This is a genomic window from Bacteroidota bacterium (genome assembly GCA_030706565.1).
In the GTDB taxonomy this organism is placed as follows: domain Bacteria; phylum Bacteroidota; class Bacteroidia; order Bacteroidales; family JAUZOH01; genus JAUZOH01.
In genome coordinates this window covers 1-13,852 of the sequence record JAUZOH010000008.1, presented here as the reverse complement: position 1 = coordinate 13,852, position 13,852 = coordinate 1, and the positions used below count along the sequence as shown (strand labels likewise).

Annotated in this window: 12 protein-coding genes; 2 read left to right on the top strand and 10 right to left on the bottom strand. The window is 36.2% G+C overall.

Annotated features, from left to right (window positions below):
- Window positions 1-15: 15 nt before the first annotated feature.
- Window positions 16-786, bottom strand: a complete 771-nt coding sequence (locus tag Q8907_01305) for a helix-turn-helix domain-containing protein (GenBank protein ID MDP4272895.1) — start codon at window positions 784-786, stop codon at window positions 16-18.
- An 870-nt stretch (window positions 787-1,656) separates the two neighbouring features.
- Between Q8907_01305 and Q8907_01300 the strand changes: the two genes are divergently transcribed.
- The gene (locus Q8907_01300) at window positions 1,657-2,076 is read left to right on the top strand and encodes a hypothetical protein (protein ID MDP4272894.1); all 420 of its coding nucleotides are present in this window, start codon (window positions 1,657-1,659) and stop codon (window positions 2,074-2,076) included.
- Between the two features lie 156 nt (window positions 2,077-2,232).
- On the opposite strand, the gene Q8907_01295 is transcribed toward Q8907_01300, so the two are convergent.
- The 5 genes from Q8907_01295 to Q8907_01275 all read right to left on the bottom strand — a co-directional run bounded on the left by Q8907_01295 (window position 2,233) and on the right by Q8907_01275 (window position 9,916).
- Window positions 2,233-5,373 carry an efflux RND transporter permease subunit gene (locus Q8907_01295; GenBank protein ID MDP4272893.1) on the bottom strand — a complete coding sequence of 1,047 codons (3,141 nt, stop codon included), beginning with the start codon at window positions 5,371-5,373 and terminating at the stop codon, window positions 2,233-2,235.
- A gap of 20 nt (window positions 5,374-5,393) precedes the next feature.
- Window positions 5,394-6,455: an efflux RND transporter periplasmic adaptor subunit gene (locus Q8907_01290; protein ID MDP4272892.1), complete on the bottom strand. Its 1,062-nt coding sequence runs from the start codon at window positions 6,453-6,455 to the stop codon at window positions 5,394-5,396.
- 27 nt (window positions 6,456-6,482) lie between these two features.
- On the bottom strand, window positions 6,483-7,883 hold the full coding sequence (locus Q8907_01285; protein ID MDP4272891.1) for a TolC family protein: 1,401 nt from the start codon (window positions 7,881-7,883) through the stop codon (window positions 6,483-6,485).
- 147 nt (window positions 7,884-8,030) lie between these two features.
- Window positions 8,031-8,633: a TetR/AcrR family transcriptional regulator gene (locus tag Q8907_01280; protein MDP4272890.1), complete on the bottom strand. Its 603-nt coding sequence runs from the start codon at window positions 8,631-8,633 to the stop codon at window positions 8,031-8,033.
- 128 nt (window positions 8,634-8,761) lie between these two features.
- Window positions 8,762-9,916, bottom strand: a complete 1,155-nt coding sequence (locus Q8907_01275; protein MDP4272889.1) for a 1-acyl-sn-glycerol-3-phosphate acyltransferase — start codon at window positions 9,914-9,916, stop codon at window positions 8,762-8,764.
- Window positions 9,917-10,360: 444 nt separating this feature from the next.
- Between Q8907_01275 and Q8907_01270 the strand changes: the two genes are divergently transcribed.
- Window positions 10,361-10,789 (top strand): TM2 domain-containing protein, encoded by a 429-nt coding sequence (locus tag Q8907_01270; protein ID MDP4272888.1) that lies wholly within the window; start codon window positions 10,361-10,363, stop codon window positions 10,787-10,789.
- A gap of 34 nt (window positions 10,790-10,823) precedes the next feature.
- Here the strand turns inward: Q8907_01270 and Q8907_01265 are convergent, their stop codons facing one another.
- The 4 genes from Q8907_01265 to Q8907_01250 form a co-directional block, all read right to left on the bottom strand.
- The gene (locus Q8907_01265; GenBank protein MDP4272887.1) at window positions 10,824-11,708 is read right to left on the bottom strand and encodes a hypothetical protein; all 885 of its coding nucleotides are present in this window, start codon (window positions 11,706-11,708) and stop codon (window positions 10,824-10,826) included.
- Window positions 11,647-12,525, bottom strand: a complete 879-nt coding sequence (locus Q8907_01260) for a hypothetical protein (protein MDP4272886.1) — start codon at window positions 12,523-12,525, stop codon at window positions 11,647-11,649. Before Q8907_01260 ends, Q8907_01265 begins: the two co-directional genes overlap by 62 nt.
- A gap of 34 nt (window positions 12,526-12,559) precedes the next feature.
- A complete protein-coding gene (gene yidD / locus Q8907_01255) occupies window positions 12,560-13,012 on the bottom strand; it encodes a membrane protein insertion efficiency factor YidD (GenBank protein MDP4272885.1) in 453 nt (150 codons plus the stop codon).
- 61 nt (window positions 13,013-13,073) lie between these two features.
- Complete coding sequence (locus Q8907_01250) at window positions 13,074-13,790, bottom strand: hypothetical protein (GenBank protein MDP4272884.1); 717 nt, start codon at window positions 13,788-13,790, stop codon at window positions 13,074-13,076.
- Window positions 13,791-13,852 lie beyond the last annotated feature (62 nt).

Genomic DNA, 13,852 nt, shown 5'->3' with positions numbered 1-13,852 from the left:
GTTTTAATGACTGACTTAGTTGTCAGATACATTCTTGTCCGAATACATCTTTTTATATTCAAGTGGGGTAAAGCCGGTATGCCGCTTAAAAGTACTGTAAAAATTAGATCGTGATGAAAAACCGCATTCCTGTGCCAGAAAATCCATTTTAACAGACGACATGTTATCATCTGTCAGACATTTTTTAGCATAAGAAACACGAAAACGGTTTATATATTCAGGTACTGAAATATTGAATTGTTCATGAATGCAATTTGAAATTTTATATCCTGGTATTTGTGTTGCAACGATTAAGGCATTTATGTCAAAGTCGGTTTTGAGAAAAGATCTATTCTCCTTTATGATTTTATTCAGTTTGTTTAAAATAGCTTCTAATTGCTCTTTTTTCTCTTCTTCTGTTATGAAATTTCCTGAATTTTCTTTTTTGAATTGCAAATTACTGGGCTTGATATAGAAAATAATAAAGATATAAATAAAAGATACACACACGAGTAGGGCTAATATAGCATCATGTATTTCAAAGGTCGAGGGTGATATTAAAGTTAATATTCCGTAACAGATGATCAAAGAAAGGAAAAAGTAAAGAATCCACGCATAAAATTGAATTTGTCTTAAAGATCGGGATGTTAATTTATCTGCTTTTTCCTTTAAACTGTTTTTTAAGAATCTTATACTTAGGCAAATGTAAAAGAAAGTACTTCCTGCTCCTATGATGTAAAGCAGATTGTCAGGTAAAACGCCGCAGCTATTGCTATTTACAATTTGTTCCTGTTCTGCTTCAGGCATTATGCTAAAATTGATGCAGTACAATAATCCCGGTAAGGAAGGCCAAAAATGTTTTGCATTTTTATGAGATAAAAAGGGCCGGTTTTTAACTATATGTACGAATAGGATATAGAAGAGAGGCATGGTAAGAAAAAACAAAAGGGCATCCGAATAGGTGAGGCGGGTGGTTATTTGATGATATAAGGGCAATTGGCTTAAATGTCCATTAATAACCAAAAGGTTGTAGACAACAATTAAAAGAATTATAGTTAATATAAAATTTATTTCCTTGTTTTTAGAGGAATGCGTGATTAGCCAAATTATCGACAGGCAAAGGCATAATATAACAGGAATTGTAAGGGAAATTAACGGCATTTTTTTAATGTTTTAAAATGTCTAAATATCATTAATAGTAGAATTCTTATAGATACAATTGTCAATAATCCAGTTGTTTAGTCAAAAAAAAATTAAGCGATTTCTTTTGTCTTAAAAATATGAAATTCGATTTTTCTATACAAGAAAAAATAAAGATAAATATATTGTAGCCTAGTTTGTTATCTGTCCAATATTTTGAGGTTGGCAAAAACTGGATACATCGGTCATATGATTTATTGTTTTAACTCTTGTCCTTTCTTAAGTTTGTCAAAGTTTTATTAGTCGTGAATTAAGGTTTTGAAAGGATTTAGGCGTTTTTAAAGGGTGTACTTTTAGATATTTTCTAGTTTTTTATATGGGAAATTGCAGAAAATGATTTGATTTTCTAATTAATGAACTAAAAACGAACCGGAGGAAAATCTTAAAAAGTACAAGATAAAAACAGGTATTTAAAAACAATTAATGGTTTATTGATATGGTTATCAAAAACATATTTTGTTAATTCAATATAGTACAATGTTCGATCAAGTCCAAACCACTGTTCCTTCTTTGAGGATTATCTCCAAACCAGGGGTGACATCGCCTTCAACAGAACCTGTGTTGCGTTCATTTCTGGTTGCCACTATTGACGGCTTCCAGATTCTTCGTCTGCAACAAATCGTTTATTTAAGATATAATACAGAAGCAAAACGGTGGGTGGCGGTTTTGAACGAGATGAACGAGGTGTCGCTCAGACGTAATACTAAAGCTAAAGATATTTTGGAATATTCATCTCTTTTTATGCAGATCAATCGCGATCACATCATTAATATTGATTATTTATCCATGGTAAAAGGGAAAGAATGTATACTTACCCATCCTTTTGATAAGGTCAAAGATTTAGGGGCTTCTTCCGGTTTTATCCATCAATTGCAGGAAAGGTTCGTGCAACTGTAAGTTTGGTTTTCTAAAACTTTATTGAATAAAGTGAAGTAAGCCTTCCTGTTTTTTCTATCGTACCGTAATTTCATCATTCAATAAGAAAGCCCTTACGTGTTTTTTCGTAAGGGCTTTCTACTTAGAAATAGGTTATATTCTCGAATGTAACTTGTTTTAGGATAGAATTGCAGGTTCTTTAATGGTTTCCATTTTAACCTCTTTTAGCGTTACTTTTTGATGCCTGTGCCTGAAACGATTCACTTTATTCTTTATATTCTCAAGGATTAAATAAACCACAGGGACAATAATCAATGTAAGCAACAGGGAACTGATCAGTCCGCCGATAATTACCCAGGCCATTCCGCTTTTTATTTCAGATCCTGAGCCTTGTGCCAAAGCTATAGGCAACATACCAAATACCATGGCCATGGTAGTCATCAAAATAGGACGTAAACGTTCGCGACCTGCTTCGATTAATGCCTGTTTGACCGGCAAACCTTCCTCTTTCAGATGGTTTGTGAAGTCAACAAGCAGGATTGCATTCTTGGCCACCAAGCCTATTAGGGTGATCATTCCAACAATGGAGAAAATATTTAATGTATCCATCGTAAGGGCTAGGGCCAGCAAGGCTCCGATAGCTGCCAAAGGAATTGAAAACAGCACTACAAAAGGATAAAGCAACGAATCATAAAGTGCTACCATAATCAGGTAAACCAGTAAAATTGCAGCAATCATGGAGAATGCCAGTGTCCCGAAAGCATCGGACTGCTGTTTCATGTTTCCAGCATAATCAATGGTGATGCCGGCAGGGATTTTATTTTTCAACTTTTCTTTGATTTCAGCCCCTACAGTTCCGACTGGCCTGCCCGATACATTCGAATTTACAGTGATGGAGGTAATACGGTTATAACGTTCAAGCATACTGGCGCCCATAGTTTGACTAACTGAGGCGAACTGGTTTAATTCAATCAATTGGCCTTTGCTGTTAACAAATGAAAGCTTGTTTACATCATCTACTTTGGATTTGTCAAACTTATCCAGCATTACCTTGATGTCATATTCATAAGAACCTTCCCTGTATTTTGAATCATCATTTCCGGCCAGGGCAGTTTGAAGAGTCATTCCCACATCAGCAACCGATAAACCCAATTCTGACATTTTGTCCCTGTCGAGTTTTATCTGAATTTCGGGCTGAGGATCAGCAATTGAATAATTTACATCCGTGCTGCCCGGGGTATTTTTGATTACCTGTTTGACCATGGCGGCAGTGTTTTGAACAGTGCTTAAATCGCTTCCCTTAACTATTATCTGAATTGGCGATGTACTGCTGTTGCTGGTATTGGCTGTGACCTTAATTCCGGGTAACTTCGACACTTCTTTTTTGATTAATAATGCGAATTTTTCTGAAGAAATGATTCTTTTCTCCTTGTCAACCAGTTTGATGGAAATCTGCGTGATGTTCTTCTTCCCCTGACTTGAAAGCCTGTTGGTTGAAGCCCCTACGACCGTAAAAACATTTTCTACTTCCGGTTTCTTCATAATCATGTCCTCAACTTTTTGGGTAAGCAGATTATTTTGATAAACCGTGGTTTGTGGTTCCATTTCCAGGGTGAGGTTTATTTCTCCCTGATCCATATCCGGAATGAAAGCCGAACCGATTAAACCTGTCCCAACCAGAGAAAATGCACCAATCAACAAAATAAAAGTGATTGAAATCAGAATTTTTTTGTGTTCAAGGCTGTAAGCCAATCCTCTGCCGTACATGTTTTTCAGGCTGTCAAGGATATTCTCCAGTTTGCGAGAAACCTTCATCCCGGCAGTTTGTTTGTTCAGGTCCTGAAGCTTGCCGAACTTTGAAACCAGCATGGGCGTGAAGGTAAATGAGACCAACAAGCTGGTTAATGTCGCCATGATAATTGGCATGGAGAATTCATGAAGAATTTTACCGACTAAACCTGAAGAAATAGCCAAAGGCATAAATACAATTACGATAACCATTGTGATTGATGTGGCCGTAAGTAAAATTTGTTTACAGCCTTCGAGTGCTGCCTGTTTTTTACTTTTCCCCATTTCCATGTGCCGGTACATATTCTCCATGACCACAATGGAATCGTCGACCAGAATACCCACAACCAATGAAAGGGCCATCAGAGACATCATGTTGAGCGAATAGCCAAACAGGTACATGAAAATAAACGAAGGGATCATGGACATAGGTACTGCGATCATGACGATCATTGCGCTTCGAGTGCTGTGTAAGAACAAGAAGCAAACAAGCGATACGATTAAAATGGCCAGAATAAGATCTTTAACTACGGCATTTGCTGAAGACCGCGTAAATTCAGAGTTATCATAAGCCATAAAAAACTTGACATGATCAGAGGCATAGTCTTTTTCAATGGTTTTCAATTCTTTTTTTACCTGATCGGCAACGGCCACTGCATTGGCGTCACTTTGCTTTAATATCTGCAAACCTATGGAGCTTTCGTTATTAACACGAACCAATTGATCCTGATCTTCGGCACCGTCAAGTACTTCGGCAACATCTGAAACTTTTATTTTGCCTCCTGCCGGGGTAGTTGTAATGATTGTATTTCCCAGCTCATCAACTGATGAAAACTTTGCGGAAAGCCTGATGGTATAAGTGCTGTTCTTGTTTTCAACATTACCGGTAGGGAAATCTTCATTTGCTGTCTGAATGGCCCTGAGTACTTGCAAAATGGAAAGTTTGTAGGCTTTTAATTTTTCCTGGTCTACATTAATCCTGATTTCCCGGTTTGTACCACCACTTAAACTGATTTGCCCAACTCCCTGAAGTTTTGAAAGACTGGGCTTTATTCTGTCATCGACCAGCTTGTAAAATTTTGTTGCAGGCATGTCAGAGGTTGCTCCAATTTGCATAATGGGAATATCATCTGAAGAAAATTTATTGAGAATGGGCGACTTTACCGTACTGGGCAGAGTAGACATAATCGTATTGATCTTTCGCTGGGCATCCTCGATGGACAAATCCACATCTGCGTTACTTTTTAGCTCTATGATGATAGATGAGAAACCTTCCTGTGAAGTCGATTTAATATCATCTACATTTTCTAAGGATGAAAGTGCATCTTCCAGTTTTTTAGTTACCGAATTTTCCACTTCCGAAGCCGAAGCACCCGGATAGATAGTCGTGATGCTAACAACCGAAGCGTTAAATTTTGGAAGTAAATTCAGGTTTAACATGGAATAGCATACCACTCCAAGTAAGGTGAGTATTGTAAACAATACCACCACAAGCAGGGGCCTTTTTACTGAGATATCTATAATTGACATATTCCTTATATTTCATTAAATTATTTGTTCACTACTTCAACCGTCATGTTGTCGGACAAATTTACCTGTCCTCCTGTCACAACCTGTTCTCCTTCCTGTAACCCCTGAGTAACTTCGAGGAAATCATTATAATCCTGGCCAATGCGGATATTGCGTAAGTGCGCCACATTGTTGTTGACTACGTATACCTGAGCGTCTTTTATGCTGCCGATAAGAGCAGTACGGGGGATGAGCAATGGAATCCTTGGGTTCTTAAGCATGATATTCACACTGACAAAGGTCCCTGCTTTTAAAGGATATTTACTTTGATTTACAATTGAAATTTCAATCTGATAAGTATGGGCGTTATCAGCTTTGGGGCTGATAAAGGTAACTTTACCGGTGTATTTAACATTGGGGTAAAGAGACGTGGTGATGGCGGCTTCTTTGCCGATTTTCAAAGCATAAGCGTCGTTTTCCGAAACATTTACAGATACTTTTAACTTTGAAATATCTACTATCGTTGCAACAGGAGTACCAATGTTTAGAAAAGTACCCAATTCAACTGTTTTTGATGTAATATAACCACTAAATGGTGCTTTTATACGGGTATCTGAAAGAGTCTTTTGGGCCTGTTCTACCTGGATTTTGGCATTTTCGTATGCAATCTTTATATCCCTGAATTGGGTTTCAGAAGCAGCCCCACCTTTATACAGGTTCTGATATTTCTTGTAATCATCTTTCAGTTTATTGTAGTTAATTTCAGCAGACTCCAAAGCCAGTGCTTTAATTTTACTGTCAACCTGAGCCAGCACACTGCCTTTGCTTTTGTAATCTCCCAGGTTTAGGTGGATACTGACAATATTACCGGATACCTGGGAAAAAATTTGTGTTTCCTGGTTCGAAACAGCAGTTCCAACCAATGAAATATCTTTATCCATATTTTTCTTAAAAGCCGCAGTCGTACTGACTGATACCTTTAACTCTTTCGATAGGTTGGTCTTTTTTTCCTGATCAATTTTTGTTTTGTTGTGGTACAGTTGAAATCCCATCCATCCGACTACTAAAACCGCAATTAAAGCGATTATTACTTTTTTCTTCATATCTTATTGAATGTTAATGTTTTTAATTTATTTTGTTGTCAATGAATTGAGATTCCCTGTCGATTTGAGGATTTCCAATTCAGCTGTTTTGAGGTTATATAAGGCATTCAGGTAAGAAGACTGTGCAGTGCTCAAGTTGGTTTCGTCCGTAAGCAAATCGGACATGGAAGCCACCCCCTCGTGATAACGCTGGCTGGTTACATCATAGACCTTTTCTGCCAGATCAACATTTTGTTTCTGACGTTCTACATTGAGCCTGTTAGTGGTTAAGTTCCTTAAATTATTTTCATATTCGATACTGAAGTACTTTTTGGTATTATCTTCGGTAATACATGCTTTGTTATATTCAATTAAAGCCTGACTGGCTTTGGCTTTTTTTGAAAAGCCGTCAAAAATGGGAATACTTAAGTTCAATCCGATTGAGGCAGAACCATACCAGTTGTTTCCCTTACTGCCGAAATCGAAATAATCAAATTTGTTTCTCATTCCATAGTAATAAAATTGGCCTGAGGCAGCTAAGGTTGGCAGATATTCCTGATTGATCATCTTCTTGTTGACTAATGTCAGCTCTTTCTGTTTTTCAAGCAGTTTCATATCCGTCCTGTTGCTGAAATCATTGCCAAAGGTTGTATCCGTGGGTTGAATCACAGTCATTTCAACAGAATCCGTAAGATGGATTTTCTGATCCGGCGGCAGTGCCATATTGTACTTAATTAAATCCAGCTGCTGTTTATAAAGGGCATCGGTGTTGCTATACTGAGTCATTAAATTTTCCCGGGCAATCTTTATTCTGTCATTATCCACCGAACGGATCATTCCATTATCCAGCAGAGTTTGTGTAATCCCCAGGGTTTTCTCCAGACGGTTGAGGTTGTCCTGAATAAGCGTTTTTTGTTTATCTGTAACCTGAGCGATGAAATAAAGTTTGCTCAAATCGTAAATCAAAGTTTCCTGAGCCTTGGCATAACTTAAGTTGCCTAAATCGTTTTGCAATTTTGTCAGGTCAATGGAAGTAAGATAAGTCTGGCTGTACAGCAACTGACTGACCTTGATTCCACCACTGGTATTGTATTTTATTCCCATAGGAACAAGAAGTGTTTTGCCTGCATATTGGGCTGCAATATCTTTATTTCCCGGATTCATCATTACTATTAAATCTCCAGGCATAGGAGTTACGGGAAGCTGCAGGTTGTCCTGAAAGGAGCCAAAACCATCAACCTGGGGCAGACCGTTACTCTTGACTTCTTTTAGTTTGTAATTGTTCTTTTCTATATCCATCTGGGCTTTCACCACCGAGATGTTGTTTTTTAGCCCGATCTTCAGGCATTGACTGAGGGAAAAGCTGCTTAAGGTATCCTGTCCAAAGGCGTTGATTATCCCGGTACACAAAAAGAAACCTATTAATACTCTGATTTTCATTTTATTCATTCATGAAGGTTATTAAAAAACATACCAATTAGTTTAAATTTGGGCAATATAAATTCCTGTTTTGTTTTATTATTTAAGTATTTTATTAAAAGTTGAAGGTTTTAAGGCAAAAACAATACCAAATGGTATGTTTGTAGGTTAAAAAAATTAAATATTAATCAAATGATATAATTGTTCAAATTGCATCTTGAGGATATTTAGAGCATAATCAATAGATTTTTTTTGATTAATAATGCGCATTATTCCCATTTCAAGTGAAATGAATGTCTCTGCCAGGATAAAAGCTTCAATATCTGGGAGAATTTCTCCATTTTCCTTTGCTTTGACAATAACCCTTTCCCATTGAATGGATTCACTTTGTATGAATTTTTTTGCTTTTTCATAAAAATTGGGATAATATTCTCTTACTTCATGTAGCAAAGTAAAGTAAAAGGGGTCTGGAAGTTCTATTTTTGCCAGCTTTTTAATTTTTTCCAATCCTTCCCGAAAATATTTAAGGCGGTATTCAAAAAAAGTATGCAGATTATCTATTTTTTCTAATCCTTCGCAGGTTTTAAATGTTTGCGAAGGGAAATAATATTTATTGATGACTTCAATAAATATTTCTTCTTTGCTTTTAAAATAATGATAAAAAGCACCTTTGGTCAAGCCGGTGGCTTTTTCCAAATCGCTCATGGTTACCGCTTTAAAGCTCCTTTGTAAGAAAAGGGAGAAAGCCGTCTGTAATATATGTTCTCTTGTATCCGACATACCAACCGTTTGGTATGCAAAAATACAAATTAAAAATATTCTGCAAAATAGTCAGCAAATTTTTTTCTTCATTTTCTACTTGCAATTCAGAAAATGAAGATTTGCCAAAGTAAAGGATTTATGATGAGCTAATTTGGATTTTCTGTTCCTCTTTTAGCCTGGAACCTGTTAAATACCGGGTTTGCATAAATCTTAAGCAGCAACTGTTTTAGTTTTTGGGGTTCACCCTTTAATCTGGAGGTATTCATTAAAAGGTAATTTACAAACTTATCCTTCTCTGATGGTGTATAGAAAGAAGTATATTCCTGCGTACCGTTTAGTATATCTGCTGCTATGTAATTGTTTGTCCACAGCCTGTAATTATTGTATATCCTTTGGTCAATAATTCCAGCCAGCTGGCGAAGTTTATACACATCATTGCCTTCGAGTTCCTGTAATTCGGGATTTACCGGGGGGCATATAGCCAGGTGAATGTGCCCTTTGGGTTGTTTGATACCGGTCAGTATGCTGTTCTGGTCTTCTCCTTCGCGTTTCACATAGCGGGCTTCAGTTAAAAAAGTATACAGCTCCTGCACTTTAAGAAAATCGCAAGGTTCAATTTCATAAGAAATGGAAACCGGAACTATATTCAGAGAGCTGAAATTGGAGACAAAATCCTCTTTTCCGCTTAAATTTAACATCTTTAAAAGACCATTTTGGGTTTTGTCGTTCCCGTCTTTGGTACGCCCATTGCGTTGGGCAATCCAGACCGACGAATTTCCCGCGGAAATGGATTGGCGAATGTATGCCGAAAGTTTTAATGAGTTTTCATAAACTTCTTTCCGTGTGCCCTCACGAATAACAGTAAACATTTTATTTACCCGGCATATATCATTAACAAATGTTGATGACATCAGGTTGTTGCCGAAGGATATTTGAGAAGTTTCCAGATTGTTGTTATATAAAAACACCTGTAAAAGTGCTGAATCCAATAAGATATCCCTGTGATTGGCAATAAATAAATAGGTCTCTCCCGGTTTTAAGTATTCAGCCCCGGAAAAGGTCAGTCCCTTTGAACTCTTCTTTATGATAGACATAATGGCAGGACGCATAAATCCGCCCTGGAATTCTTTGATGGAATGAATATTGAGCAAATTTGCGGATATCTGTTTTTTATCTTCATGGGGAAAGAGAAAATCAAGTACTGCAAAAAACTTGGGGTCATGAACTATCCTTGTCAAAATTTCGTGAATTTCATTGTCCTTGCAAGGACTAAGTTCATTATATGAATATTGGTCAGCCATTATAATAAGTTTTCAATGCCATATTCATCGGGGTGTATCTATCTGATGTGATTTTCCCTGCAATTATCTCTCCAATCCCACGCTATATGGCAAAGTAGGTTTTTTAGTTAAGTTCTATTAAATTTGTTTTCTACAGGACAAACTTACAGGTTTTTTTTTTATTCGCACAGGAATATAAAAAATATGGTCAGATTTATCAAATTTTTGACTTTAAATCATCAATACCCTGAAGGTCTTTAAAATTTGCAGGAGGAAGTTGTTTGGAATAATTAAATAACATAATAAAAAATATAGTTAACTATAGAATAATGCAATATTTGTTATTATCAAGGTTGAAATTCAGAACATTACAAATATATCTGTTATAATCTTGGGCTAATTTTTTTGTTTTAACCTTATATTTTTTTATATTTATTTAAATATTAACTTAAAACAATAAGAATTATGAAAAAGATTATCTTCATGCTGGGTATATCCTTTTTTTCTGTTTCTTTCTTATTTGCCGGTGAAAATTACAAATTAGACGACCAAAAAGTAGACGTAATGTTTACAAATGCAACAGAAATTAGCTTGACCCAATGGGCTTCACCTGAACAGGGCAAATTAGCTATGCCGGCTCTTACTTTTGCCAGATTGGCCAATGATGACAGTAAAGCGATTACTTCATTCCTCTTGTGTACATTCCTGGGCGGTTTTGGAATTCACAGAATGTACTTAAGATCAACGAACAGTATGTGGGCTCTATATACATTTACTGTTTGCGGTATTTTTGGTATTGTTCCGACAGTTGACTGGTTCGTATTGTTGATCGATGGAATCATCAATAAGAATATTTCGAAGTATGAAAATAATCCCAAATTCTTTATGTGGTAAGAATCATAAAAAAGAGGCTGTTAGGCCTCTTTTTTTAATGATTTTCTAAGGGTAGGTTTTTAAATATAAAAGATTTGATAGAATCATTGAATGCTCTTGTTTTAAGATAGTTCCTTTTTTTTACCAGATAGGAAGTCCTGGATAAATTTCCGAAATAAAATTTGCTGAGTAAACCTGCTCCAACCATATATCCGGTTATATAATAGTGGTTGCAGAATTGACATACCCCGAAACTTAGGCAGGATAGGTTAATGCCAAATGCGATCAGGCCTTCTCCCCAATATCCTGCATAGATTTGCCCCAAACCGGGCACCCTGGACAAGATGGAAGCTAAATTCTCTTTACGTAATTTCGGAACATGTCCCCCGGAATAATAACTGGCCAGACTGCTTTTTAGACTGTCTTTTTGGGTTTTATCAGAAAGATAAAAATCAAAAAGTTTTTGTGCGTTTGTATAGGCCATGTCCCATTGCTGCAGTTCATTATAATTTAATGTCCGCAATAAAAGAAATTTTTTTATTTGGCTTGAATCTGTTAACAAATTTTGCATCTGGAGGAACTGATTTTCGGCCTCTGTGAAGTTTGATGAAAGATAAGCACATAAGGCCGTTTCGTAACGGAAATTAAATAAATTGCTGTCTTTTACCTCACTATAGTTTATTTTGAGCATTTCCTGGTAGGCCTGATTGAAATTTAAAGATAATTTATAACAATATGATTTTTTAATATGGGCAAGGTTTGAAATTTGAATGTTGTCTGTTAAATAAATAATCCTTTCATATTCCAGGGCACTGTCGTGGTATTTCTCTGCTGAAAACAGACTGTCTGCTTTCTTAAAAACGTCCTGAGCCTGTAGGTTAATTAAAAATAGTGCGCAAAGGAATTTGCAGGTTAAAAAGTATTTTTTTGTCATGGGCATTATAAAAATTATTTCTCCTGACTTGTATACTGAAAACGCTTCCATAAATATTCCCTATGTAAAAAACAGTGAAAAGGCTGCCAAAGGCTAATGTTTTAAAGTCTTTTAGCCCTGCTTTGCAGTAATTTTCTGCAGTTACCGCGCCAAGAATTGAAACCATCAGAAAAGAGGATAATCCTTCTCCCAACCTTCCGGCATATATTTTCCCGCTTCCGGGTATTATTGCAGATAAAGTTCCTGCTACAATTATTGATTTGGGTTTGAAATTAATCAGCTTTTGTTCACTGTCCATGAATTCTTTTTCCTGCTCACTGATGGGGTAATAGTTAAAAGTGAAATTTTTGGAATGGTTTACGAAATTTTGATTATCTCTTTCCATTAGCGAAAGACCTGCCAGCTCAAACTCCCTGACTTCAATCAGCTCATTTTCTGATAAAGGAAGATTGTTTAGTATATCCCTGGATTTCTTAAGGCTGTCCATGTAGGAATAACAATATGCTGTATAAAATCTGGATTTGTTGAAGTTGAATGCTTTCGGGGATACCTTTGACAGGTAATAAATGGAACTGTCCAGCATCTTTTGATTAAAGTATGACCAACCTTTTAGATAGTTTATACTGTCAGTGGAAATGCCAACCGGTTTAACCCGGTTTAATTCGTAAGTGGCATCTTGATATTGCCCCGTGTTGATCAGATAATTAATAAAGCCCAATTCCTGACTGTCATGCAACATGACTGATGTGTCAGCCTTCCCCTGAGATCTGATGCTATTAGGACTGAAAATCAGAAAGAATAAAAAAGGAAGAATATATTTCATTCAAATCATTTCGGTTATTTTAAGTGAAAATTATTTATTTGTTAATGTGTGACTTGCCCTTGGGCTGCAGGCAATAACGGTCCGTTGTCTCATGAACCTTATTGTCTTCTTCATTTATTTCAACAGGTTCTATAGCAGTGGCTGAGATTCTATCACAACGGTTGAGCCTGTCTGCAGTTACAAATAGCCCTTTGATCAAACCATATCTAATGAAACATTGACGGCTGAATTCGGAACAAGTGGGTTTGAAAAGACAATCGGCCGATATTTGTGGCGATATGAATTTCTGATACATGAACATAAGCGAGGAAAGGCTTAAACTGACTGGATTATACCTGATAAGAAAATTATTGTTCCCGGAAATACCAAAACGGACTATTTTTTTATCAAAATGAGCATCCTTAAAATTCTGTTTTTCCAGAAGAGACAAGTTCCCTGCTGTTTGCCCTTTCATCTGAAGAGTTGAGATACTAATCAAACCCAACATTATTAAATATTGAAGTGTCGATTTTAATACTTTGGTTTTTGTCATATATCGGCTATAACGCTTATTGTTGTAAAGTAGGCTTCTTGATTATTTTAGCTTCTTTAGGTATCCTGAAATCAAAAAACGAATTGTTTGCTTCATCATTGGTTTTGATATTTGTATATGTTTTTCTGCTTATAATAGAATCGCCTTTGGCAAGATATTCAAACTCAGTAACATTACGGGGCAGGGCAAAATGTCCATAATTTGAAAAACCTGAATAATATATTTTTTTGACGATTTTCCCTTTACGGTTGTAATAAGCCGAATAGATAGGCAGATTGTTTTCATGAACCATTTCTACTTTTAAAAGGTTTTTGCTAAGTTCGGCCGGAGGATACCAGGTTGTTATCATATCGCTTTTTTCGTAACTGGTATGATGAAGGGTAAATCCCAGTTCTTTCAGTCCTAAATCAAAAATTTTATTGTTGACAAAATAATAAAGAACATCATTTTCTATGGAAAATATGGAATTCTGCTGAATGATCACTTCGTTCGTCTGTGGATAATATGCTTTTACCTCTCCTTTTAAATTTGAAATATAGATGTATTCCTGAGGATAAGTATAGTGTGTGACCATCACTCCTTCAATATACTTATAGTAAACATCAGCCTTAAGAGAAATGACCTTTTTATTGTAAAGGCGTTTGACTTCCATGTGAAGGGAAATTCTATTGGTATTACTGCCGAATGCAGTAAATAGAAGGTATACTAAAGCAAGACAGAAGGGGCGTAGCATTTTATTTTTCATTTGGTAAATGGAAAATAGACCTCTTGAACAAACATAGTATTTTTTTTGCA

What these genes read in the sequence shown, in the direction of transcription:
- Q8907_01305 (MDP4272895.1), bottom strand. Translation starts at nt 786, where the DNA reads ATGCCTGAAGCAGAACAGGAACAAATTGTAAATAGCAATAGCTGCGGC.
- Q8907_01300 (MDP4272894.1), top strand. Translation starts at nt 1,657, where the DNA reads ATGTTCGATCAAGTCCAAACCACTGTTCCTTCTTTGAGGATTATCTCC.
- Q8907_01295 (MDP4272893.1), bottom strand. Translation starts at nt 5,373, where the DNA reads ATGTCAATTATAGATATCTCAGTAAAAAGGCCCCTGCTTGTGGTGGTA.
- Q8907_01290 (MDP4272892.1), bottom strand. Translation starts at nt 6,455, where the DNA reads ATGAAGAAAAAAGTAATAATCGCTTTAATTGCGGTTTTAGTAGTCGGA.
- Q8907_01285 (MDP4272891.1), bottom strand. Translation starts at nt 7,883, where the DNA reads ATGAATAAAATGAAAATCAGAGTATTAATAGGTTTCTTTTTGTGTACC.
- Q8907_01280 (MDP4272890.1), bottom strand. Translation starts at nt 8,633, where the DNA reads ATGTCGGATACAAGAGAACATATATTACAGACGGCTTTCTCCCTTTTC.
- Q8907_01275 (MDP4272889.1), bottom strand. Translation starts at nt 9,916, where the DNA reads ATGGCTGACCAATATTCATATAATGAACTTAGTCCTTGCAAGGACAAT.
- Q8907_01270 (MDP4272888.1), top strand. Translation starts at nt 10,361, where the DNA reads ATGAAAAAGATTATCTTCATGCTGGGTATATCCTTTTTTTCTGTTTCT.
- Q8907_01265 (MDP4272887.1), bottom strand. Translation starts at nt 11,708, where the DNA reads ATGCCCATGACAAAAAAATACTTTTTAACCTGCAAATTCCTTTGCGCA.
- Q8907_01260 (MDP4272886.1), bottom strand. Translation starts at nt 12,525, where the DNA reads ATGAAATATATTCTTCCTTTTTTATTCTTTCTGATTTTCAGTCCTAAT.
- yidD (MDP4272885.1), bottom strand. Translation starts at nt 13,012, where the DNA reads ATGTTGGGTTTGATTAGTATCTCAACTCTTCAGATGAAAGGGCAAACA.
- Q8907_01250 (MDP4272884.1), bottom strand. Translation starts at nt 13,790, where the DNA reads ATGCTACGCCCCTTCTGTCTTGCTTTAGTATACCTTCTATTTACTGCA.